Origin of the sequence: Bacillus sp. LLTC93 (genome assembly GCF_002993125.1) — a bacterium.
Classification (GTDB): domain Bacteria; phylum Bacillota; class Bacilli; order Bacillales; family Bacillaceae; genus Bacillus; species Bacillus zhangzhouensis.
In genome coordinates, this window is record NZ_PVME01000005.1 from 1 (window position 1) to 21,377 (window position 21,377).

Consider the following 21,377-nt stretch of genomic DNA (forward strand, 5'->3'; position numbering starts at 1 on the left):
CAAATGAATGGTACTTGGCTCATCTCACGGGCCGTCCGATTCGATCAAGTAAGGAATCTATTTTTCAACAAAGAGGTTGGTGTCCTTTAGGAAGAGAGACAGCGATTCAAAAGCTCGAATGGAAAGACCACTTGACCTACTGGATAAGTCGGGGCTACCGCTGGATCAAATGCCACGATGCCAGTTAAGCCTACTCCCGTTGGACCTATCGGGCCCGCTGGACCTGCTGGACCTGCTGGACCTGCTGGACCTCTTCTGCCTGGCCGACCTTGAATGACACAAACACAGGGATCCTTTCCGCAGCAAGGATTTTTCACTGATTTTCCTTTCTTACAACTATCACATTCCCATCCATCATCCTTATACCCATCATACCAGCTCTTTTTTTGGTAGTGGTCTTTCGAATGAGTTGGATAGGTTTTTCCACATTGTCTACATCTTTTCATAGAATCACCCCCATCCATCGTATTCATCCTCACCAGGAAAGGTGTATGTACATTTTTATTTTTATTTGGACATATCGAAAAGACCTTGCGCTCCATACACAAGGTCTTTCTTTCATTGAAATCTCATCGTCATTTTTAAATCCTTTCCTACCATACTATATTCAATATCCGCTGGACGGATCGCCTCTTTTAGTTTTTTCACACCTTCTCCTTCGAAGAAAGTAGGCGCATGTTTTCCACCAATCAATAAAGGTGCCATATAAATAACAGCTTCATTTACAAGTGACGCTTCTAAAAATGATGCACTCACGCTTCCTCCTGCCTCTACAAGTACCGACATCACAGAACGCTTCTTTAACATGTTTAACACTTCATGAAGATCTGTCCGTTGTTCCCCGTTTGTGACAAATACTTCATACCCTTTTTTCACAAGCTGATCATACTTTTTTTGATCGTACATTTGTGAGGTACAAATAATGGTTTCTGCCATATGATCTGTTAAACATTTCGCATGAAGCGGAATCCTTAAAGTTGAATCTAAAATGACACGAATAGGCTGAGTGATGAATGAATCCTTCACAATTAAACCTGCATCATCATGAATAATCGTTTCAACTCCTGTTATCACCGCATCTGCTTCTTGACGTAAACGCTGCACTTCTGTTCTCGCTTCTGTTCCGGTGATCCATTTGCTTTCTTGATGAGCCGTTGCAATTTTTCCATCTATTGAAATAGCTGATTTTAATATGACATAAGGAAGATCTGATTGAATCAAATGAAAAAAAGGCAAATTTAAGCGGTCTGCTTCCTGTTTACATATTCCTTCTTCAACTTCTAACCCTGCTTCTTTCAAAATGGTCATTCCTTTACCTGCTACAAGCGGATTCGGATCTTGAGTGCCAATGACCACACGTTTCAACCCACTCTTGATGATGGCTTGTGTGCAAGGACCCGTTTTCCCTTGATGCGTACAAGGTTCGAGTGTCACATACATGTCAGCTCCCTTCGCCTTTTCTCCTGCCATTCGCAGTGCATGAATTTCAGCATGCGGCTCGCCAGCCTTCATGTGCGCACCAATCCCAACAATCTCCCCGCGCTGAACAATGACTGCACCGACAAGTGGATTTGGTGAGGTTTGTCCTTTCATCGCCTTTGCGTTAGCAATAGCTAGCTTCATATAAAAAACATCGTCTTTCATCTGCGGCTCCTTTCTTCTCTTTCAAGGGAAAGAACTCCTTCAGGAAATGAAGGAGTTCTATTCTCATGTGCTATATTGTTTCCATCCGTTTCTTTTCAGATCGATCATAGTAAGGCAAGGAATAAAAAAGTTTATACGATGCTCGTTGTTTACAAAAACAGCATTTGCGACATTCATATTTATTAATGAGGAGCACATGCGGACAATTGAGAACAGTTAGACCTTTTTTCATATGTTCCTTGCAAACACTTATCATGAGAATCCCCCGCTTACATTCTTTTTCTTAATGAGAGATTACTTCTTCCGGAAATTGTTCAAATAAGCGCAAAACTTCCGTATGCGTGCCATCTTCTCTAATATGATAAATACCGCCGTCATATGAGCTAGCATACACATCATTTCCTAATTGTCTGATTGCACTAATCCCATTCTTGGCAATTCGGATTGGACCTGTATTGACATCTAGCTCTGGATTCCACACAACGATGTATCCCCAATAATCTCCGCTCACAATATAGCCAGAATCTGTGACAGTGACTGATTTAATGGAATATTGATGCTCATTGTGCTGGTCTAAAATTCTACCTGTATGCAAATCAAACAATCTGACATTCTTATCACGACTGACAATGGCAATACGGTCTCTTTTGCTATCAATAAATACATCATTTAATAGCTCTGTCGCACCAATGTATTCCGCTTTTAAAGACAAACTCTTCTTATCCAGAAGACAGATGGTACCTTCTACCGCGGCTGTGATGATATGATCTCCTTCTACCTTTAATGCTTTGACAGCACAATCATGTGCTTTGGAACGGCCAATTTCCTTTAAATGTTCTGTCGAAATGACATGCACATAACCGCCGTAAGTTCCAATATAGAATTGGCGATCCTCTTCGTGGAAATACACGCTGTTGACAGGACCTGTGTTGAGGTCAAAAGAGACCATTTGCTGTAATGATTCGTGTACAATGTGCACCTGACTTGCATGATCTCCCCACGCATAATAGCTTCCATCCCGTGCGACAGCCACTCCATTTGTTAAAACGCCTGTCGATTTTGCGATTTCGATCCCATTTTTTCTGAATTTTCCGTCATCTGATGCAGTAATGATATCACCCGCATTAGTCAACGCAATATCATTAATAGATGGTGTCGCCATTTCAATCTCATCAGATATGACTTTTCCCTCTTCAATGGACCATTCACAATACGTTTTTCCAAAGCTGGCTCCCAGAATTGACTTCTCATCCTCCGTCCAGACAAGCGAGCGCTCCCATTGATATTTATGAGGCAGGAGGGTATCAATTAAATCACCCGTTTCATAATTCCATAGCTTAATTAAATGGTCATAGCCCGCTGTCAGCAAGTAATTTCCACTCGGAGAAAAATTCACACGCTTTACACCTTGTAAATGGGCTTTGATGATTTTTTTCTCTTGTAAGGAGTTCGCATCATATATGATGACGGTACCATCGTCTCTGCCAAGCGCGAACACTTCTTTTTGATTGCTTCCGCTGATTGTGTCCAGCTCATAATCAAATGGGCCAATTTCCCCCACAATTTCTCCTGTATCATATAGCCATACAAGGACATAACCATCATCACCTGTTGTATAAGCTTTATCTCCATGGATCCATACAGCTAATACATCTTTGCTATGTCCATGGAATTCTCTTAAAATAGCTCCTGTTTCGATATCCCATACTAAGCACCTTCTATCTCTAGACACCGATACAAGTAAGGTATCCTGTTTGGCAAAGGCGACGGCTTCCACATCATCCGCATGACCAAACAGCGTACGAATTCGTGTCTGTGTGCCTGTATCATACAATTGAATGGTATAGTCTGACGATGCACTCGCTAGATACTTTCCACTTTCAGAAAGAGATAAAGAGTTAATGATATGCTCGTGACTCCCGATAAACGTTCCTTCTCCTGTGGCCCGGTCCCACTTATAAATACAGCGGTCATAGCCGCCAGTGTAAACAATTTGGTCATGATCCGTTGATAAAACAGAAGTAATTGGTCCTCTATGCATCGTTTTACACTCCCACCTTTATATGTTGTTTTTGACGAGTAACTAGACGAAAACCAGTAAATCGAAAAACGGGGTCTGGGTGCTTCCCGTGTCTTCTTGCGACTCTGCATAAATCTCCGCCTCTTGCGAAGGAGCCGCCTTTTAGAATGTAGTAATCGCTGCCGAGTGTTTCCGTTAAATCATCTACAACCTCGATGCCGCCTTCATATACGTGATATTTGGTGTTGACCCATTCCTCGACGTTGCCTCCCATATCATAAAGGCCGAATAGGGATCTTCCCTTTTCGTAATGCCGGACAGGTGTCGTTTTTTCAATAGTTGATTCGTGCGTATTGCAGTAGGACGGATCGAACTCATCTCCCCACGGGTATTGATGTCTCGTGTTGCCCCGGGCAGCATACTCCCATTCTTCTTCAGTAGGGACCGAAACGTCATATCCGAGCTTCCCGCTCAGCCACTGACAGAACGAGAAGGCTTCCTCGATGTCCATGCCCCAAGCTGGATGGTCTTTTCCCCCGCCAAGCTCTGGGTTCGTTAAGCTCTCCGGATAGGTCTGGCCTGTTTCATCACAATAGCTTTGATACCATTCATTGGTTACGACCGTATCTGAGATAAAAAATTCATTGATATACGGCTGATAGGATGGAAATTCTTTGTACAGCCATTTTTGAAATTTTTTCTCACGTCCATAGGCTGGATTGAGAAGCTTGTCCTTCCAAAATTCTGATGCCTTTTTCATATCTTCTTCATTACTTCCAATCGTTGCATAGCCGCTTGGGATTTGAATCCAATTGATATCAGGTTTCACGCTTTTCTCCCGCCTTCTTTAAGTAAACTCATCTACTGATTAATTAACTTCTTCTCATCGACCATATGCCCTGAGGCTGCCTTTGCCTTTAAATACGCTTCGTTATATAGAGAGGCTTCTACTGTATGATCAAACCGTAAAACCGGAAGACCGTAAGCAGCAATGGAGTCGACTTTATCTGGATTGTTTGTTAACAAATGCAATGGTTTCCCTTTGTTTAAGTAGTGCAATACAGCCGCAGCTTCCTCGTAATGCCGATCATCATCTCCGCAGCCGATCAGGCGATTGGCCTCAAACGTATCTAGTTTCATTTCCTGCAATTTATACGTCAGTGCTTTTGCCATCAGCCCAATGGAACGCCCTTCTTGGTTGGCCATATACACGAGCATGCCTTTTCCGTGTTCTGTGATTTTCTTCAGCGATAACGCAAGCTGTGGACCGCAATCACATTTCAGTGACCCAAACACATCCCCTGTTTGGCAGACACTATGAATTCGCACAAGCGGCGGTACCTCATTTTCAAAGTCGCCAAATAGGAGACAAGAGGAAAATGTTTGCTGCATGGTACTCATTTGTACAATGGATTCGATGGTTGGCCTTGTATCTGGATCAACAGGTGAAAAGGCATACCATTTAAACTGCACTTCTTCATGTTGAATAGAAATTGGCAGATTCACTGGCCCCACGAGTAAATAGTCTTTTTCTTGAAATGTAAAACGATGAATCATTGATTGTAATTCAGCTACAAACTTGTTCATTTGTCTCCCCCCTATTGATCACTGCACCCAATTCGATTTTGGCAGCGCAGTGATGGAGTGATGAATATGTGTACGCACTCCATCGTCCTGGGCACCCATTTCCAGCTACAATCATGCCTGACGAGGAAATACCTGTACATATACCGGCTGCTGCATACATTCGCTCAATGGATGCGCGATGCCTCTCATCGTTCAGTACCTTTATTTTCGTAAAAGATTCTTTATTTGCATTTATTTGAATGCCTGAAGAACTGACGACTTTTCGATCTGGCCTTTGTCCAGTACAAAGGAGCAGAAATCGAGCTTCACACGCTGTATTCTCTGAAAGAGCAGCGACACCATCCGGTTATTTTTGAATGGGTCCGTAAGCTTCGAGCTGCTTTCTACCTTTACTAGAAGCTCTGGTCCTTTAAATGCTATTGGTCCCATAAGTGCGTCCCATCTGAGCTCGTCACTCATCATGGATGAATAGACGATACTTCTTTTCAGTTACAATGATTGCAGCACTTAAACACTTGGACTTGAACCTGCATCAAGAACCATCACCTCAAACATCGCGTTTATCCTCCTTTGTACTAGATTTTGACGGCAATGACATGATGCTGGCTGATTCCGGCCTTTGCTTTTAATGGTGCAATCGATACAAGCTCAAGACCTGATGTACAAATTCTTTCTCCAAGCTGAGAATCTGAAAATGAAAAATGGAATCGGCCATCTTCTCCGATTAATCCTGTTTTCCACTCTTCTCCCCATACAACAAGTGAAAAGACGCCACCTTCATGAAGTAAAGAAGTGACCTGCTTTAAGTAACGTTCGTGATCATCAGGATGTTGATGGTGAAAACAGCCATGATCTAAAATTAAATCAAACTGCATCTTGCGCCCCTGATCACTCGACCATGACATAAAATCCTGATGAACAAAATGGACAGGAATCGTTTCTTTTTTCTTTAACCCTTCCCACTCCTCATGCTCATACAGATCAATGCCGACGTATGCAGAGAGCCCGTCTAAATGTTCAAGTGCCCGGCCGTTCCCGCACCCAATATCCAGCACAGAAGCAAGTGCTTCCTTTTCCCTTGATTGCCATGCCTTTAATGACATCACAGCTGCGTCCGTTAATGACGGATCAGTGGACCACATATCTGTTCTTTGTTCATAGTGTTCTTGAAATGCCACGCGCATTTTTTCTAAATACAATCCACTGTCTTCATGGTACAAAGCCTTTTTCATCACGGGACCTCCTTCAATTCACAATCAGATGGTTTTCAAGCAAAAAGCCTTATGATAGAATGATAGATGGATTTTTTAGGAAAATCTATTTTCTGAAAAAGGAGAGAAGCATCCCACATGTTCACTCTTCTTTTTCAGCACTCATCCTCACATGCAGCCATTCGAAAGATGCGGCGCCTCAGCTTGTTGTCTCTTTTTTTCATATGAGTTCACCTCCTTAACTGCTTGATCAATCCATAGGTTTTATTGAAACCGCTTTCTCTTTTGTGTTCCTCTGAGTGGCATGACACCTTTTTGATACTTCTAGCATTGATTGTAGTAGAAAGTTCAAACTATTGTTTAGAACGACGATCATTCTTCCATTTCTTCTTCAAATAAAAGATCATTTTCTCTGGTCTAGTAAAACATGTTTATCCCTCAGAAACGCTTGCACCTTGGTTGCATGCACCACCTTTCACTAGAATATGCTTCGTGTTAACCTACCAGAATATTAACAACTAATTCCATAATGACTGGATTAAGCCAAATATATTGTTTTTAGTTTATTTTGTCAACAAATTATTTCCTAAACGTTAGAATGAATTTTCTAATTGAAAATACAGGTATTTTTCGTGGTTTATTGACCTCAAAACACATATTTCTACACAAAAATACAACTTAAACCAATAGAACCAAGAAATTTATCTACTAAATTACACAAGATTTTTATTTCATTTTGAGACAAAAATGAAATATATAATAATTATTTCCCGAATGATTTTTTGTGATATTTCGACTATTTTTTCTGTTTTTTGATGATTCTCTTTGGTATTTCTACATTTTCAATTAGACGATTTACTATTTATTCCAATCCTTTGAACTTTCTTATTATAGTAAAAAAGATGGATGTCTGATCCAGACATGAAGACATGACAAAAAGCCCCTTACAAAAGTAAGAGGCTTTTTAAAGATTTGCGTTTACGCCCAGGTTTTCACTTTTTCGTGATCTGTCACAAATAGAAGAACTTTTCCCTCGTCTAAGTGTTCTTCAAATGTTTCAGCTTCTTCTTTAGAGAATCCAATCTCATGAATTTTATTGCGAAGCTCATCGCCCTTTTTACTAAAGATATTCCCAACAGCATGTTTAAGTCCAACTTCTTTTGGACCTATCGTATTGGCATCTGCATTATTTGCAATACGCTCTGTTCGGTCATCGTCATGGGACAGAACATAAATGTCCTCTCTTGCAACACCGAGTTCTTTTAATTGCTCTACATCTCGTTGAAGTGTTTCATCATTTGAATACTCTCTTACAACAGGTTTCATTTTATATTCCTCCTTTAACGTCTTACGAATCTTTTACCCGTCACTTTTGTCATTAAACCTTCCACCAGCACATTCATTTTGCTGCATGTATTTACCGTGCCTATTGACTTATTTTTGACAAAAATCCCTTAAAAATGACTAAATATTCTGAAACATCGTGTTCATTCCTGTTGATTTGTTGTACAATTCTTATACTGGAGGCTAGAAATGAGGTAGAGCTGATGTATTATTTTTCAGCGGAGCAGCAGTTTAATGCTTGGGTTGTCAGTGATTTGGTGAAACAGCTTTTTCAAAAGTGGAATCCTGAAGAAGCAAAAGCAAAGCCGCTTACATTGTTTGCTGAACAGCACTTCCGCATCTCCATTGATTATCTCTTTTCTATCATTATTAACATTGGAGATATCGAGTCGATTGAACAAGATCCACAAGACCTGTTGTCCTCATACTTGAATATCCTTTTTCCCTTTGTGACGCGCGATATGATGAAAGCCTCCATGCAAAATGCCAATGAATATTTGTTAAAAGAACGTGATGTGGACGTGTATCAGCTGTTTGGTTGTCTCCCGCCGCTCCTCTCTGTCTCTTTTCAAAAAAAGTAGTCCCATTCTTTCAGATGGTGACTGCTTTTTTGTATGTGTTTTGAAAAGACCGTATGTTTTGAATGAAAAGAAGCATCATGTTAATGTAAATCTAGGATGCAAGTGAAAGGGAGGATTTTACATGAGTCAACAAAAGCAAATTCAATTAGCAAAACGTCCAAAAGGATTACCTACAAAAGATGTTTTTCGTTTTGAAACAGTTGATATACCCGTGCCGCAAGATGGCGAAGTCTTGATTCAAACGAAATATGTTTCTGTAGATCCTTATATGAGAGGACGAATGCAGGATACAAAATCCTATACACCTCCGTTCAAACTCAATGAAGTGATTCAGGGTGGTGTTGTCGGAGAAGTCGTCGAGTCAACATCTCCTCAATTTGAAAAAGGTGATTTTGTCCTTGGATTCCTCGGCTGGCAGGAATATTCGACTGCCAAAGCTGAGTCTCTGACAAAAATTGATCCATCCATTGCGCCATTATCCTATTACTTAGGGATTTTGGGCATGCCTGGGCAAACAGCTTATTTTGGACTTCTTTCAATTGGTCAGCCAAAAGAAGGCGAGACTGTTGTCATTTCAGGAGCCGCAGGTGCCGTTGGTTCCGTTGTCGGACAGATCGCTAAAATCAAAGGCGCACACGTCGTCGGAATTGCCGGATCTGATGATAAACTTGCTTATTTAAAAGAGCTGGGCTTTGATGAGACCATTAATTATAAAACAACAAATGATTTGGATGATGCCATTGCTAAAGCCTGTCCAAACGGCGTCGATGTGTACTTTGACAATGTAGGCGGCGAGATTTCTGACGCAGTGATGAATCATTTGAACCGTTTTGCACGCATTCCAGTGTGCGGCGCTATTTCTTCTTATAACATTAGCGCAAGCGAGGACATTGGACCACGTGTGCAAACAAAGCTCATTAAAACAAGCGCATTGATGCAAGGGTTTATTGTAGCCAACTATTCAGATCGTTTTGAAGAGGCAGCAAAGGATCTCGCTCAATGGGTAAAAGAAGATAAACTGACTTACAAAGAAACAATCATTGAAGGCTTTGACAACATCCCTGATGCATTCCTTGGACTATTCAAAGGTGAAAATGTCGGGAAACAGCTTGTCAAAATTTCATAACAAGAAAAGGACCCTCCATGTGGAAGGGTCCTTTTTTTATGCTTGCTTGGGCGCAAGATGTAGCTGGCCTTGCTTATACACAATTTCCTCAAGCGAGATATTCAGCTTTTTCGCCATTTTTTTCAGCATCGCATGCTCTTGATGTGTGACAAGGCTGATGACAGCTCCTTCTTTGCCTGCACGGCCTGTTCTGCCTGAACGGTGGATATAGCCTTCTTCATTTGGCAGATCTGCATGAATCACGTACGGTAAATCATCGATATCGATGCCTCTTGCTGCAATATCTGTTGCTAAAAGAAGCGGGAATTCCCGCTGTTCGAATGACTTCAACATCACAGCACGCTCCGCTTTTTTCGCTTCACTATGAAGCACACCAAGGTCCACATGGTGATACGTTAATTTCTCTGCATAAATGCTTAAGTTCGTGATATCACGGACAAAGACGAGCGCGTGCATGTCCTCAAGCCGCGATAGCTTTTGCAGTAATTTCACTTTATCCCGCTGATCACATAACAAATAATAGTGACCTACCTTCTGCGCTTCTTCTTGGCTTCTGCCGATTTTCAATACCTCTGGCTCAGATGTCATTTCTTTGATAAGTTGGATCGTTTCCTCTTTCAAAGTCGCAGAAAAACAAAGGATTTGTCTTTCTTTTAATGTGGATTTAATGATCCCTTGGATTGTTTTCATATGCTCTGGCACAAGAAGCTGATCTGCTTCGTCTAACACGATCGTTTTGACTTCATGCATTTTCAGTTTCTTGATTTTGATTAATTCTTGTACGCGGCCAGGAGTGGCCACAACGATGTTCGGGTGTTTCTTTAGTTTTTCCTGCTGCTTCTTGATGTTCGCTCCGCCAATCAAGGAGATGGCTTTGATGTCTGATCCTTGTTTGAACTCTTGCACGACATCAAAAATTTGCATCACAAGCTCTCTTGAAGGTGCCAAGATTAAGACTTGCGGGTGTTTGATATTCACATCAATTTTATTTAAAAGCGGCAGAACATACGCAAGTGTCTTCCCTGTTCCAGTTGGTGATTCTGCGATCACATCACGCTTCTCCGTAATCCACTCTGCTGTTTTTTCTTGTATAGCTGTTGGTTGCTTGAAGCCAGCCTTTTCAAAGTTCTCTTGAATAAATGGCTTTGCTTCTTTAAAAAATGCCCAAGTTTCCGTCATGTCGATCTCCTTTATCCTGATTCAATCTATCCTTAAGTATCTCAAAATCAGCTTTGAAACGCAATTTTTCTTTTGATGCTTTTATCGAGCCGGACAGTTCGATATAATCATGAGAGGCACTAGCCGTTTTTGAATCTATTTGAGGTGTAAAAAATGATATTATCTGTTAAAGATTTAAGCCATGGCTTTGGTGACAGAGCCATTTTCCACGAAGTCTCCTTCCGTTTATTAAAAGGCGAGCATGTCGGCTTAATCGGCGCCAACGGTGAAGGAAAGTCAACGTTTATGAATATTATTACTGGTAAGCTAGAGCCAGATGCAGGAAAAGTCGAATGGGCAAAAAATGTCCGTGTCGGCTACCTTGATCAGCATACGGTACTAGAAAAGGGAAGAACCATCCGTGACGTCCTTCAAGATGCCTTCCATTATTTATTTTCCATGGAAGCAACAATGAATGACATTTATGGAAAAATGGGTGAAGCTGACCCTGATGAGCTAGAAAAGCTGTTAGAAGAAGTTGGCGTGATTCAGGATGCACTGACAAACAATGATTTCTATATCATTGATTCCAAGATAGAAGAAATTGCAAGAGGTCTTGGGTTAACGGATCTAGGACTAGACCGTGATGTGACAGAGCTCAGTGGTGGTCAACGTACGAAAGTGCTGCTGGCAAAATTGCTGTTAGAGAAGCCAGAAATTCTCCTTCTCGATGAGCCGACCAACTATTTGGATGAACAGCATATTGAGTGGCTGAAGCGTTATTTACAGGAATATGAAAATGCGTTTATCCTCATTTCACATGATATTCCGTTTTTAAACAGTGTCATTAACTTGATTTATCATGTCGAAAATCAGGAATTGACTCGCTATGTCGGTGATTATGATCAATTCAAACAAGTGTACGAAGTCAAAAAGCAGCAGCTGGAATCAGCCTATAAAAGGCAGCAGCAAGAAGTGGCTGAATTAAAGGATTTTGTCGCAAGAAACAAAGCACGTGTCAGCACAAGAAATATGGCCATGTCTCGTCAAAAAAAGCTGGATAAGATGGACATGATCGAATTGGCAGCAGAAAAGCCAAAACCAGAATTCCACTTTAAACCTGCACGTACTTCCGGGAAATTGATTTTTGAAACGAAGGATCTAGTGATCGGTTATGAGGAGCCGCTCTCTCGTCCTTTGAATTTGAAAATGGAACGTGGGCAAAAAATTGCGTTATACGGCGCAAACGGAATCGGAAAAACGACGTTGCTGCGAAGTCTTCTAGGAGAGATTACGCCAATTTCTGGTGAGGTTGAACGCGGAGAATTCCTGCACATTGGCTACTTTGAGCAGGAAGTAAAAGAGCAAAACAGCAACACCTGTATTGAAGAGGTGTGGAGCACCTTCCCTTCTTACACGCAATATGAAGTAAGAGCCGCCCTTGCAAAATGCGGATTAACGACAAAACATATTGAAAGCCGCGTGTCTGTTTTAAGCGGTGGAGAGAAAGCAAAGGTTCGTCTTTGCAAACTGATCAACGAAGAAACCAATTTACTAGTTCTCGATGAGCCGACAAACCACTTGGATGTCGATGCCAAAGAAGAACTAAAACGCGCTTTAAAAGAATATAAAGGCAGCGTCTTATTGATTTCCCACGAACCTGAATTTTATCAAGATGTCGCAACAGACACATGGAATTGCGAATCTTGGACGACAAAAGTATTATAAAAAAGGCTTCAGATTGTTGACAAAGGGCTAAAATGGTCTTTATTTTTGCCCTTTGTCTTCTTTTCAGCGTGATAGAAAACCTTTGAAGTCTAGGAAGGACGAGTACCGGAGCGGAGCGAATTGAACATTCGTGAGCACCGGAACGCAGACCTGACAACGAATGCGAGGGTTTGTCTACACGCTGAGCCTTATATCTTATGCAGATATAAGGCTTTTTTCTATTTAATGACCTGCTTGAATATTCACCAAATGCTTTCGGCCAAGGAGCAGGATGATCATTCCTAGCAGAACAACAGCCGCCCCTACATAGTAAGGTGTGCTTGCTGTATAGGCTTCAGCGAGTACTCCGGCAACCCAAGGAGCAATCGCACCACCAATAAATCGTACGGCACTATATGAAGATGAAGCAATCGAACGCTCAACAGGTGCCGAGCCCATCACAGCCGTCGTGAGCACTGTATTGATCATGCCGAGAATTCCCCCAGCTATGACAATCCCGCAGATGACCACCACAACATGTGACGTCCATACCCCAATGCCGAATAAAATCACAGCAAACGAAGCAAACAGAACAACAAGAGCAGTCAATGTACCAAGTTTGCGATGAATGACTGGAGCTGAGAAAACGGATGTCACAGCCAAAAAGAGCCCCCATCCAAAAAAGACATAGCCAAGACCATGCTCATCGAGGTGGAGCACAAATGGCGAATACGCTAAAAGCACAAAGAAACCGAAATTGTATAAGAAAGCGGCAGATGCCATCGTTAAAAGCCCTTTATATTTCAAAGCCCCAACAGCCTCGAATAATTTCACTTTTTTCTGAGGCTTCTGTATGGGTGGAAGCATAAACGTAATGGCTAAAAGAGCCACGAGCATTAACACTGCAACGCCAAAGAATGGCCCGCGCCAAGAGATGGTTCCAAGCTCACCGCCAAGGAGCGGTCCAACAGAAATCCCAAGACCTAGTGCGGCCTCATATAAAATAATGGCCTTCGCACTTCCCCCAACAGACACACCAACAATGACAGAGAGTGCAGTTGAAATGAATAAGGCATTCCCAATGCCCCATCCTCCTCTAAAGCCAATTAATTCGTTAATGGTTGAAGAGGTACCGCCTAAAGCAGAAAAGACAATAATAAAGATGAGTCCTACTAATAACGTCCATTTGGCACCGATACGACTAGAAATAAAGCCAGTAAAAAACATCACAAAGCCGGTCACAAGTAAATAGCTTGTAAATAAAAGAGAGACCTGACTTGGAGATGCGTGTAATTGTGACGCAATGGCTGGCAAAATCGGGTCTACGAGCCCAATTCCCATAAACGAAATCACACACGCAAAGGCTACAGCCCAAACGGCTTTCGGCTGCCTAAGCAGACTTGTACGCTGTTTCAATACTTCTTCTTCCTTCATTCCATCAGAACCTTTCCTTCAAATGTTGACAAAATAAAATAAACACACAGAGGTGTTTATTTTTGTAATTGCTCAATGACATGAGCCGCTCTTTCTTTCATCATTTCAAGATCCTTTTTAAAGGATTGGATGGTTTCAAGCTTTTTTGTAATCAATTGATGCTGTTCATGAAGCTGCGCATCAATATCTAACAGCTTCTCTAATCGTTCCTTCGGATCAAGTGACAGCAAGTAGCCTTCTTTATTCAACTCTAGCTGCTTTCCTATTTCCATAAACGATTGAAGCTCTTGTAAAGAAAAGCCGAGTACCTCTTTTGCCTGCATTACTTTCTCTAGCTCTTCCATGTCGTCCTCTGAGTAAAGTCTGACACCGCCCTCAGTTCGCTTTGGTGCTGATAATAAACCAATCTCTTCATAGAAACGAATCGTCCGTTTTGTCAGACCGCTTCTTTTCGCCACTTGATCAATTTTCATCCATTCCATCGCCAGTGCCTCCTGCTCATCAATTCATATTTTATTATACACCTTTATAACCTTAACGTAAACGTCAAAGTTTTGAAACTTGATTTCTTTAGTCGTTTCATGCAAAATAAATAGTAATAATTACGATTTATAGGAGGCATTGCATGTTATCTTTTCCACCCAAAAAAGAACGCCATCAGTTATTTGGATCTGTACCACCAACCCTTGGAACGAAGCCCTGTCAAAAAGAAGACATGATGGACATACAAAAAACGGAGCAGGACTTTTATTTTCATCTAGAACAAGTGGGCATCTGCCGTGTGTCCTATCCTGTACATATTGTGTCTAAAACGACACCACAGACCCAAACAACTTCCGCTGTCTTTGCACTGAGCACATATCTTCCAGCTCATCAAAAAGGCATTCATATGAGCCGTCTCACCGAACAGCTGCATTCATTTTATGAGAGCGGTAAGCCGCTTGATATGAATTCCTTAAGAGAATTGACAGCACAGCTTGCTAAGCAAATGAATCAGCCATCTGCCTCGGTTCAAGTTTCCTTCCCGTGGTTCATAGAAAAAAAGAGCCCGGTCAGCGGAACGTCAGGTTTGATGCATGCGACTGTGCAATATGACATTCATTTTCATGAAAAAAACGGCTGGACCTGTCATGTTGGCTGCACCGCACAGGTGACAACATTATGTCCTTGCTCAAAGGAAATCAGTGAATATGGTGCGCATAATCAGCGCGGCTCTGTTTCCATTCAGGTAGAGCTATTTGAACAAGCATTGCTTCCTGACGACATGAAGGCAGTTCTTTTACACATCATTGAATCAAATGCGAGTGCATCGCTTTATCCCGTGCTCAAAAGGCCTGATGAAAAGAAAGTAACAGAAGAGGCTTATGAAAATCCACGCTTTGTAGAGGATGTCGCGAGGTTGATTGCGGTAGAATTATATGAGCAACAATGGATCAGAGGCTTTCAAGTCGAGTGTCGTAATGAGGAATCCATTCACCAGCATGACGCCTATGCCAAATGCTCTTATCAAAAAAAACTGTAGAGACGCTCTACAGTTTTTTTGTTCCAATCCTTATTTTTCATTACCTTCTAATTCCTCAATCATTATCGACAGTTCTGTCCAGCGATCCATCGCTTGTTCTAATTCTTCAGCGACGGCTTTTTGTTCATCCATCAGCTCTTGAATTTTCCCAAAATCACTACCTGCCTCAGCAATGCTGGCTTCAAGCTGTTGGTGTTTTTCCTCTAATGCCTGTATCCGGTCTTCAATTCCGTCCCATTCAAGCTGATCTTTATAGGAAAGTTTTTTTCTCTTTTTAGGTGCGGCTTCTACTTGTTTTTCAGCAGGCTTTGTCTCTGTTCGCTTCTGCTCCTTTTCTTGCTCCATGTAATCGCTGTAAGCTCCTTGGAAATGTGAAATGCGTCCATTTCCTTCAAAGACAAGCAGGCGATTGACGACTCGGTCTAGGAAGTAACGGTCATGCGACACCGTAATGACAACGCCAGGGAATTGCTCTAAATAATCCTCTAAAATGCTGAGCGTCTCTGTATCAAGGTCGTTCGTTGGCTCATCTAAAAAGAGAACATTCGGCTCTTCCATCAAGACTTTTAGTAAATACAGCCTGCGGCGCTCTCCCCCTGACAGCTTGCGTATAAAAGTCCGCTGCATGGATCTTGGGAATAAGAACCGCTCTAGCATTTGCTCTGCTGTCACGATCGCGCCATCAGATGTCTTGACGATTTCAGCTGTTTCCTTGATGTAATCAATAATGGTCAGTTCTTCATTCATTTCTTTATGATCCTGCGTGTAATAGCCAATGCGAACCGTTTGTCCAATGATCAATTGTCCAGTGGTCGGTTCCATTTTGCCCGCTAAACAATTGAGTAAAGTGGATTTACCCACTCCATTCGGTCCGATAAATCCGATACGGTCGCCTGGCACAACTAAATCTGTAAACCGCTCCACAAGTGTCTGACCAGCAAATGATATCGACATGTCTTCTGCCTCAATGACCTGTTTTCCAAGGCGGTGCGAGCCGATAGCAAAATCAAGCTCACCTTTTGCATCGAGCCCTTTTTGATCCTTCAGCTCTTCTACTCTGCCGATGCGTGCTTTTTGCTTCGTCGTTCTTGCTTTCGCCCCTCTTCTCAGCCATGCAAGCTCTCGCCTAAGCAGGTTTTGACGTTTCGTTTCTTTCACCTGAGCTTCTGCTTCTCGTTCCGCTCTTTTTTCTAAAAAGACTTCATAATTTCCTTTATACGTATACAGCTGCCCTTGATTTAATTCATAAATCCGATTGGCGACGCGGTTTAAGAAATAACGATCATGTGTCACCAGGATGACAGCACCGCTGTATTGACTTAAGTATCCTTCGAGCCATTCAATTGTTGCATTATCTAAATGGTTGGTCGGCTCATCTAAAATCAGCAAACCCGCAGGCTGTATTAAATTTTTAGCAATCGCGACACGCTTTTTCTGGCCGCCCGATAATGCATGAACAAAACGGCTCACATCTTTGACCCCAAGCTTTGTCAAAATCGTTTTTGCCGAAAGGTTCGCATCCCATGCGTCCTCCTGATCCATCCGATTTTGCATGCGCATCAGCGCTTCTTGTTTTGCCTCATTTTGCGGATCATGCTCTAAATCGGCGAGCGCCTGTTCATAGGCCTTCATCGTTTGAATGATTGGTGCCGTTCCAGAAAAAATGTAGTCGAGAATCGTTTCATTCCCGTTCATTTCAGGATCTTGCTCGAGAAATTCGATATCAAGTGTCCCTGCTTTCGTGATGTCACCCTCCTCAAACGATTCAAGTCCTGCAATCACCTTTAGGAGCGTTGACTTCCCTGTTCCATTTGGTCCAATTAACCCGATCCGTTCCTTTGGTTCTATATGGAAAGAAATATGATCAAACAGCGTTTTTTCGCCATAGGTTTTATATAATCCTTCAACATTCAATAAACTCATTTTTATCAGCCCTTACATAGATTCTTCCTTTATTTTAAATCAGCCAGTAGCAGAAAACTAGTTTTAAAAAAACCGCTGCTGAAAAGAATGTTTCCTTTCGATGCTCGATACACTATGAAGAGGTGATCTAAAGATGATAACCATTAGCTTATGTATGATTGTGAAAAATGAAGAGGAGGTTTTAGCGGACTGTCTTTCTTCTGTTCAAGACATTGTAGATGAGATGATCATCGTTGATACGGGATCAACAGACCGAACGAAGGAAATTGCTCACTCCTTTTCAGCACAGGTACTGGATTTTGAATGGGTCCAGCACTTTGCAAAAGCACGAAATTTCGCTTTTTCACATGCAACCAAAGAGTATATCTTATGGCTCGATGCTGACGATGTCCTGCTTGAAGAAGACCAAAAAAAACTTCTTCACCTCAAGCAGACACTTGACCCCGCAGTGGATGCCGTTTCAATGTTTTATCACGTTGGGTTTGATGGGGACGGTCAGGTGAATTTTAAATATAGAAGAAATCGGCTTGTGAAGCGTGCCTTGAATTTTCAGTGGTACGGGGCCGTTCATGAATTTCTTCAAGTCTATGGCAACATCTTTCCTGCCGATATAGCCGTCACTCATCAAAAGCGCAAGAAAACAACAGCTGGCGAGCCTGGACGCAACCTGCGAATTTATGAAGACATGCTTGCAAAAGGAGAGAATATGACGCCTCGTGATCTCTTTTACTTTGCCAATGAACTAAGAGATAACCAGCAGCATGTCAGAGCAATTCGTTTTTATCATGAATTTTTAGCAACAAAACAGTGCTGGATTGAGGATGAAATTCGTGCATGCCAATATTTAGCTGACTGCTATTATGCGACAGGTTTTGAGGAAGCGGCCTTATCCTCATTATTGCGATCCTTCTTATATGATCAGCCCCGCCCAGAATTTTGCTGCCGAATCGGGGATCATTTAAAAACGCAAAATAAACATCAGGCTGCAATCTTTTGGTATGAGCAGGCGCTGAAGGCTCCTGAAAACGAAACAGCCTTCACGCTCATACAATATAAAACGTGGTACCCTCACCTCCAGCTCTGCTATTGTTATTATCAGCTCGGTGATTTGGATCAAGCCAAAAAACATCACCTTGCCTCCTCAGCACATTATCCTACCCATCCGAGTGTACTGTACAATGAAAAAATATTTGCTGAACAGACATAGATCGTCTGTCACCACATCCGCCTGCCCTATGCCGGCGGATGTCTCTTTTGACACACTGATTCACTTGTGACGTTTAACACTTTAGTGATTTAAAGCGTTTTTCAACCAATTGACTAAATTGTCATTTACGCATATACTAACATTCGTCTTACGAAAAGATTTATCCATTAGGAGGTCAACATGAGTTCTTTATTTCGAAAAAAGTCTCTCGACCAGCTCATGCTTGAAAGTCAAACAAAGCGGCTCAGTCGTTCTTTGAATACATTTGATTTAATCTTGCTTGGCATCGGCTGTGTGGTCGGAACAGGGATCTTTGTGATTACGGGGGTTGCTGCTGCGAAAGATGCGGGACCTGCGATTATTATATCTTTTATATTGGCTGCGCTCGCTTGCGCCCTTGCTGCTTTTTGCTACGCGGAATTCTCCTCATCCATTCCTGTATCAGGAAGCGTCTATACGTATTCTTACGCAACACTTGGTGAATTTCTCGCCTTCTTAATGGGCTGGGATCTCATGCTTGAGTATGTTGTTGCACTCTCTGCTGTGGCAAGTGGATGGTCGTCCTATTTTCAATCACTGCTCAGTGGATTCGGCCTGCACATACCGAAAGCTTTATCGGCAGCACCTGGAGCCGCTGATGGCGCCGTCTTTAACCTTCCAGGCGCACTCATTATTTTACTCATTACCTTTATTGTCTCAAGAGGCGTAAAAGAAAGCACGAAGCTGAATAACATCATTGTGCTGATCAAAATCGCCATTGTCCTTCTCTTTATCATCTCAGGTTTCGCTTACGTCAAACCTGAAAACTGGACACCCTTTATGCCAATGGGCTTTCATGGCGTGATCGCAGGGGCAGCAACTGTTTTTTTTGCTTACCTTGGATTTGATGCGATCGCCAATGCATCAGAAGAAGTCAAAAATCCGCAAAAAGCGATGCCAATTGGAATCATCGGTGCGCTCGGTGTTTGTACCATTTTATACATCGGCGTCTCATTTGTCTTAACAGGCATGGTTCACTATACGAAGCTGAATGTCAGTGACCCTGTCGCTTTTGCTCTTCAAGTGGTTGGCCTTAATAGTGTGGCTGGTATCATATCCGCCGGTGCGATTATCGGGATTACGACGGTTTTAATCGCTCTTGTCTATGCACAGGTTCGCTTAACCTTTGCGATGAGCCGGGATGGGCTGATGCCAAAGATTTTTTCAAAGGTTCATCCGAAATCCAAAACACCCGTTGCCAACACTTGGCTGACAGGCGCGGTTGCAGCATGTATCGTTGGATTTGTGAATTTATCGACGCTTGCAAATTTAGTGAGCATCGGTACTCTTGCAGCCTTTACGGTGATCTCGATTGCCGTCATCGTTTTACGTAAGAAACATCCGAATATGAAGACAGCCTTTAAAGTACCATTTGTACCTGTTCTTCCAATTATTAGTGCGATCATTTGTATGATATTGGCGGCCACACTTAAATGGACGACGTGGCGAGCCTTTCTTATTTGGGTGGCCATTGGTGTTGTTGTCTATTTCACCTACGCAAGACGAAACAGTCACCTCAATCAAACACATTAGAAAAGAGACTCGGGGATTCCCGGTCTCTTTTTTTGCTTAAATCACGCTGTTTTTGGCTGAATTTGAGTCGATCATATCTGGATCTAACACGCTTGAAATTGGAATGACAAGCGGTGAACAATCTCCATTGTCCTCACCAAAACCTTGGTTTAGTTTCATCGAAAGAAAATAATCGACCTGCTGATAAGGACCTAGCGTCAGCGATGCACCCCGGTCCATTGCATTGATTTTAAAAGCACCGACATTGACGACTGAGGGTGAGAATAACATCACACGTCACTTCCTTTGAATAGGTTTAGCTGCTGGCGAAAAAGAGGCAGGTGAGTCCACTTGATCTCGATCATCTACATGGCTTTTTGTACCGACAAAACCGCTGGCATCTCCAAAATTCTGTCCGTAACCCTGATTTTTTTTATCTGAGTTTTGCCACTCTGCTAACAAATTTTGTCCGACATTCACCGCCGACGCATTTTCAAAGGAATTAATTTTTAACATGAAAATATTAATATTGATATACGGAGTTGGTTGAACCACAGATAAACCTCCTTTTTATAGGTATATGCAAGCACCCATCAAGTATGTTAACAGGAGGTCTTCACATGGACTTCGAAAAAATGAAGCAGTGGATGGACATTGCCCAGCAAATGCATGGAGACGATTTTTGGAAAATGATTTTCGATGATGAGCAAAGATCTCCCTTTATGGCAAATGGTCCGTCCCCCTTTACATTTACGCAGCAAGATCAACGAGGAACAGAGACGGCGTTTCCACCAATCGACATTGTGGAAACCCCTACAGAAATTCAGTACTTAATTTATTTACCTGGCTACCGGAAAGAAGATGTACAGGTGTTATCATATGGTGAATATTTGGTTGTGAAAGGGCAGCGTATTTCCTTTTTTAACGAGCAGGACTTTCGCCAAAAACAAGGGAAATATGGTCCGTTTGAAAGAAAAATTCGGCTTCCAGAGATGATTCTTGGTCAAATGAATGCCGCCTTTAAAGACGGCGTTCTGTACATCCGTTTGCAAAAGGATGAAGGAAAAGCAACTGCGATTATGATAGATGACGAATATTGATACTCACTGCGTCTATTTGATCACGATCATCAATCGTTTCAATTGGCAGGATCGTGATCACGCCATCCGCATTTTGCTCACCAAAACCATTGTTTCTTTTTATCGTAGAGCAGTGATTTCGTACGATCGTCGAACCGAATGTCATCGAGGACCCTTTGCCAATAGAGTTCGTCTTCATATGGGCAATCTGAATCCGTGTAGGCAGCATGCACTTCTCCCCTTTCTTGTCATCTCTATAAGTATATACCGGGCAGCTTTTCCA

Annotated in this window: 22 protein-coding genes and 1 pseudogene; 8 read left to right on the forward strand and 15 right to left on the reverse strand. The window is 42.2% G+C overall.

The features are described 5' to 3' along the window. A pseudogene (locus C6W18_RS20350) lies at positions 1–140 on the forward strand (hypothetical protein); the annotation flags it as partial. On the opposite strand, the gene C6W18_RS15265 reads toward C6W18_RS20350, so the two are convergent. The 8 genes from C6W18_RS15265 to C6W18_RS15300 all read right to left on the reverse strand — a co-directional run bounded on the left by C6W18_RS15265 (position 87) and on the right by C6W18_RS15300 (position 7,788). After that, positions 87–446, reverse strand: coding sequence for a hypothetical protein (locus tag C6W18_RS15265; RefSeq protein ID WP_223251732.1), 360 nt, complete (start codon positions 444–446; stop codon positions 87–89). The pseudogene C6W18_RS20350 and the gene C6W18_RS15265 sit on opposite strands and share 54 nt — an antisense overlap. A gap of 112 nt (positions 447–558) precedes the next feature. Beyond that, positions 559–1,644, reverse strand: coding sequence for a bifunctional diaminohydroxyphosphoribosylaminopyrimidine deaminase/5-amino-6-(5-phosphoribosylamino)uracil reductase RibD (gene ribD / locus C6W18_RS15270; RefSeq protein WP_105928124.1), 1,086 nt, complete (start codon positions 1,642–1,644; stop codon positions 559–561). A 283-nt stretch (positions 1,645–1,927) separates the two neighbouring features. Then, entirely contained in the window at positions 1,928–3,685 is a 1,758-nt protein-coding gene (locus C6W18_RS15275; protein WP_105928125.1) for a WD40 repeat domain-containing protein, read from the reverse strand. A gap of 4 nt (positions 3,686–3,689) precedes the next feature. Next, complete coding sequence (locus tag C6W18_RS15280; RefSeq protein ID WP_105928126.1) at positions 3,690–4,493, reverse strand: formylglycine-generating enzyme family protein; 804 nt, start codon at positions 4,491–4,493, stop codon at positions 3,690–3,692. A gap of 32 nt (positions 4,494–4,525) precedes the next feature. Next, complete coding sequence (locus tag C6W18_RS15285) at positions 4,526–5,251, reverse strand: GTP cyclohydrolase II (protein ID WP_034320027.1); 726 nt, start codon at positions 5,249–5,251, stop codon at positions 4,526–4,528. Positions 5,252–5,482: 231 nt separating this feature from the next. Further along, entirely contained in the window at positions 5,483–5,680 is a 198-nt protein-coding gene (locus tag C6W18_RS15290; RefSeq protein WP_142392813.1) for a hypothetical protein, read from the reverse strand. A gap of 146 nt (positions 5,681–5,826) precedes the next feature. Then, the gene (locus C6W18_RS15295) at positions 5,827–6,483 is read right to left on the reverse strand and encodes a class I SAM-dependent methyltransferase (RefSeq protein ID WP_105928127.1); all 657 of its coding nucleotides are present in this window, start codon (positions 6,481–6,483) and stop codon (positions 5,827–5,829) included. Between the two features lie 957 nt (positions 6,484–7,440). Further along, entirely contained in the window at positions 7,441–7,788 is a 348-nt protein-coding gene (locus tag C6W18_RS15300) for a YflT domain-containing protein (protein ID WP_105928128.1), read from the reverse strand. Between the two features lie 221 nt (positions 7,789–8,009). Between C6W18_RS15300 and C6W18_RS15305 the strand changes: the two genes are divergently transcribed. Together C6W18_RS15305 and C6W18_RS15310 are read left to right on the forward strand one after the other, a co-directional pair. Beyond that, a complete protein-coding gene (locus C6W18_RS15305; RefSeq protein ID WP_105928129.1) occupies positions 8,010–8,387 on the forward strand; it encodes a YfmB family protein in 378 nt (125 codons plus the stop codon). 121 nt (positions 8,388–8,508) lie between these two features. Further along, positions 8,509–9,513 (forward strand): NADP-dependent oxidoreductase, encoded by a 1,005-nt coding sequence (locus C6W18_RS15310; protein WP_105928130.1) that lies wholly within the window; start codon positions 8,509–8,511, stop codon positions 9,511–9,513. A gap of 36 nt (positions 9,514–9,549) precedes the next feature. Here the strand turns inward: C6W18_RS15310 and C6W18_RS15315 are convergent, their stop codons facing one another. Further along, the gene (locus tag C6W18_RS15315; RefSeq protein WP_034320043.1) at positions 9,550–10,692 is read right to left on the reverse strand and encodes a DEAD/DEAH box helicase; all 1,143 of its coding nucleotides are present in this window, start codon (positions 10,690–10,692) and stop codon (positions 9,550–9,552) included. Between the two features lie 153 nt (positions 10,693–10,845). On the opposite strand from C6W18_RS15315, the gene C6W18_RS15320 reads away from it, so the two are divergent. Further along, on the forward strand, positions 10,846–12,399 hold the full coding sequence (locus tag C6W18_RS15320) for an ABC-F family ATP-binding cassette domain-containing protein (protein ID WP_034320045.1): 1,554 nt from the start codon (positions 10,846–10,848) through the stop codon (positions 12,397–12,399). 222 nt (positions 12,400–12,621) lie between these two features. Here C6W18_RS15320 and C6W18_RS15325 read toward each other — a convergent pair whose 3' ends face one another. Together C6W18_RS15325 and C6W18_RS15330 are read right to left on the reverse strand one after the other, a co-directional pair. Next, positions 12,622–13,812, reverse strand: a complete 1,191-nt coding sequence (locus C6W18_RS15325) for an MFS transporter (protein WP_105928131.1) — start codon at positions 13,810–13,812, stop codon at positions 12,622–12,624. A gap of 56 nt (positions 13,813–13,868) precedes the next feature. Then, the gene (locus C6W18_RS15330) at positions 13,869–14,294 is read right to left on the reverse strand and encodes a MerR family transcriptional regulator (RefSeq protein ID WP_034320049.1); all 426 of its coding nucleotides are present in this window, start codon (positions 14,292–14,294) and stop codon (positions 13,869–13,871) included. Between the two features lie 143 nt (positions 14,295–14,437). Here C6W18_RS15330 and folE2 point away from each other — a divergent pair, with 143 nt between their 5' ends. Beyond that, positions 14,438–15,334 carry a GTP cyclohydrolase FolE2 gene (gene folE2, locus C6W18_RS15335; protein WP_105928132.1) on the forward strand — a complete coding sequence of 299 codons (897 nt, stop codon included), beginning with the start codon at positions 14,438–14,440 and terminating at the stop codon, positions 15,332–15,334. A gap of 30 nt (positions 15,335–15,364) precedes the next feature. Here folE2 and C6W18_RS15340 read toward each other — a convergent pair whose 3' ends face one another. Further along, positions 15,365–17,257, reverse strand: a complete 1,893-nt coding sequence (locus C6W18_RS15340) for an ABC-F family ATP-binding cassette domain-containing protein (RefSeq protein WP_105928133.1) — start codon at positions 17,255–17,257, stop codon at positions 15,365–15,367. Positions 17,258–17,390: 133 nt separating this feature from the next. On the opposite strand from C6W18_RS15340, the gene C6W18_RS15345 reads away from it, so the two are divergent. After that, positions 17,391–18,464, forward strand: a complete 1,074-nt coding sequence (locus C6W18_RS15345) for a tetratricopeptide repeat-containing glycosyltransferase family 2 protein (protein ID WP_105928134.1) — start codon at positions 17,391–17,393, stop codon at positions 18,462–18,464. A gap of 180 nt (positions 18,465–18,644) precedes the next feature. Beyond that, a complete protein-coding gene (gene bcaP, locus C6W18_RS15350; protein ID WP_034320055.1) occupies positions 18,645–20,036 on the forward strand; it encodes a branched-chain amino acid transporter BcaP in 1,392 nt (463 codons plus the stop codon). 36 nt (positions 20,037–20,072) lie between these two features. On the opposite strand, the gene C6W18_RS15355 is transcribed toward bcaP, so the two are convergent. Then, a complete protein-coding gene (locus C6W18_RS15355) occupies positions 20,073–20,306 on the reverse strand; it encodes a hypothetical protein (protein ID WP_105928135.1) in 234 nt (77 codons plus the stop codon). Between the two features lie 6 nt (positions 20,307–20,312). Next, complete coding sequence (locus tag C6W18_RS15360; protein ID WP_003213975.1) at positions 20,313–20,570, reverse strand: hypothetical protein; 258 nt, start codon at positions 20,568–20,570, stop codon at positions 20,313–20,315. A gap of 65 nt (positions 20,571–20,635) precedes the next feature. Here C6W18_RS15360 and C6W18_RS15365 point away from each other — a divergent pair, with 65 nt between their 5' ends. After that, positions 20,636–21,115 (forward strand): Hsp20/alpha crystallin family protein, encoded by a 480-nt coding sequence (locus tag C6W18_RS15365; RefSeq protein ID WP_105928136.1) that lies wholly within the window; start codon positions 20,636–20,638, stop codon positions 21,113–21,115. On the opposite strand, the gene C6W18_RS15370 is transcribed toward C6W18_RS15365, so the two are convergent. Beyond that, positions 21,093–21,323 carry a hypothetical protein gene (locus tag C6W18_RS15370; RefSeq protein ID WP_034320060.1) on the reverse strand — a complete coding sequence of 77 codons (231 nt, stop codon included), beginning with the start codon at positions 21,321–21,323 and terminating at the stop codon, positions 21,093–21,095. The two genes, C6W18_RS15365 and C6W18_RS15370, sit on opposite strands and share 23 nt — an antisense overlap. Positions 21,324–21,377 lie beyond the last annotated feature (54 nt).

Coding starts and splice junctions, on each gene's coding strand:
- C6W18_RS15265 (WP_223251732.1), bottom strand. CDS start 446: ATGAAAAGATGTAGACAATGTGGAAAAACCTATCCAACTCATTCGAAA.
- ribD (WP_105928124.1), bottom strand. CDS start 1,644: ATGAAAGACGATGTTTTTTATATGAAGCTAGCTATTGCTAACGCAAAG.
- C6W18_RS15275 (WP_105928125.1), bottom strand. CDS start 3,685: ATGCATAGAGGACCAATTACTTCTGTTTTATCAACGGATCATGACCAA.
- C6W18_RS15285 (WP_034320027.1), bottom strand. CDS start 5,251: ATGAACAAGTTTGTAGCTGAATTACAATCAATGATTCATCGTTTTACA.
- C6W18_RS15290 (WP_142392813.1), bottom strand. CDS start 5,680: ATGGGACCAATAGCATTTAAAGGACCAGAGCTTCTAGTAAAGGTAGAA.
- C6W18_RS15295 (WP_105928127.1), bottom strand. CDS start 6,483: ATGAAAAAGGCTTTGTACCATGAAGACAGTGGATTGTATTTAGAAAAA.
- C6W18_RS15300 (WP_105928128.1), bottom strand. CDS start 7,788: ATGAAACCTGTTGTAAGAGAGTATTCAAATGATGAAACACTTCAACGA.
- C6W18_RS15305 (WP_105928129.1), top strand. CDS start 8,010: ATGTATTATTTTTCAGCGGAGCAGCAGTTTAATGCTTGGGTTGTCAGT.
- C6W18_RS15310 (WP_105928130.1), top strand. CDS start 8,509: ATGAGTCAACAAAAGCAAATTCAATTAGCAAAACGTCCAAAAGGATTA.
- C6W18_RS15315 (WP_034320043.1), bottom strand. CDS start 10,692: ATGACGGAAACTTGGGCATTTTTTAAAGAAGCAAAGCCATTTATTCAA.
- C6W18_RS15320 (WP_034320045.1), top strand. CDS start 10,846: ATGATATTATCTGTTAAAGATTTAAGCCATGGCTTTGGTGACAGAGCC.
- C6W18_RS15325 (WP_105928131.1), bottom strand. CDS start 13,812: ATGAAGGAAGAAGAAGTATTGAAACAGCGTACAAGTCTGCTTAGGCAG.
- C6W18_RS15330 (WP_034320049.1), bottom strand. CDS start 14,294: ATGGAATGGATGAAAATTGATCAAGTGGCGAAAAGAAGCGGTCTGACA.
- folE2 (WP_105928132.1), top strand. CDS start 14,438: ATGTTATCTTTTCCACCCAAAAAAGAACGCCATCAGTTATTTGGATCT.
- C6W18_RS15340 (WP_105928133.1), bottom strand. CDS start 17,257: ATGAGTTTATTGAATGTTGAAGGATTATATAAAACCTATGGCGAAAAA.
- C6W18_RS15345 (WP_105928134.1), top strand. CDS start 17,391: ATGATAACCATTAGCTTATGTATGATTGTGAAAAATGAAGAGGAGGTT.
- bcaP (WP_034320055.1), top strand. CDS start 18,645: ATGAGTTCTTTATTTCGAAAAAAGTCTCTCGACCAGCTCATGCTTGAA.
- C6W18_RS15355 (WP_105928135.1), bottom strand. CDS start 20,306: ATGTTATTCTCACCCTCAGTCGTCAATGTCGGTGCTTTTAAAATCAAT.
- C6W18_RS15365 (WP_105928136.1), top strand. CDS start 20,636: ATGGACTTCGAAAAAATGAAGCAGTGGATGGACATTGCCCAGCAAATG.
- C6W18_RS15370 (WP_034320060.1), bottom strand. CDS start 21,323: ATGCTGCCTACACGGATTCAGATTGCCCATATGAAGACGAACTCTATT.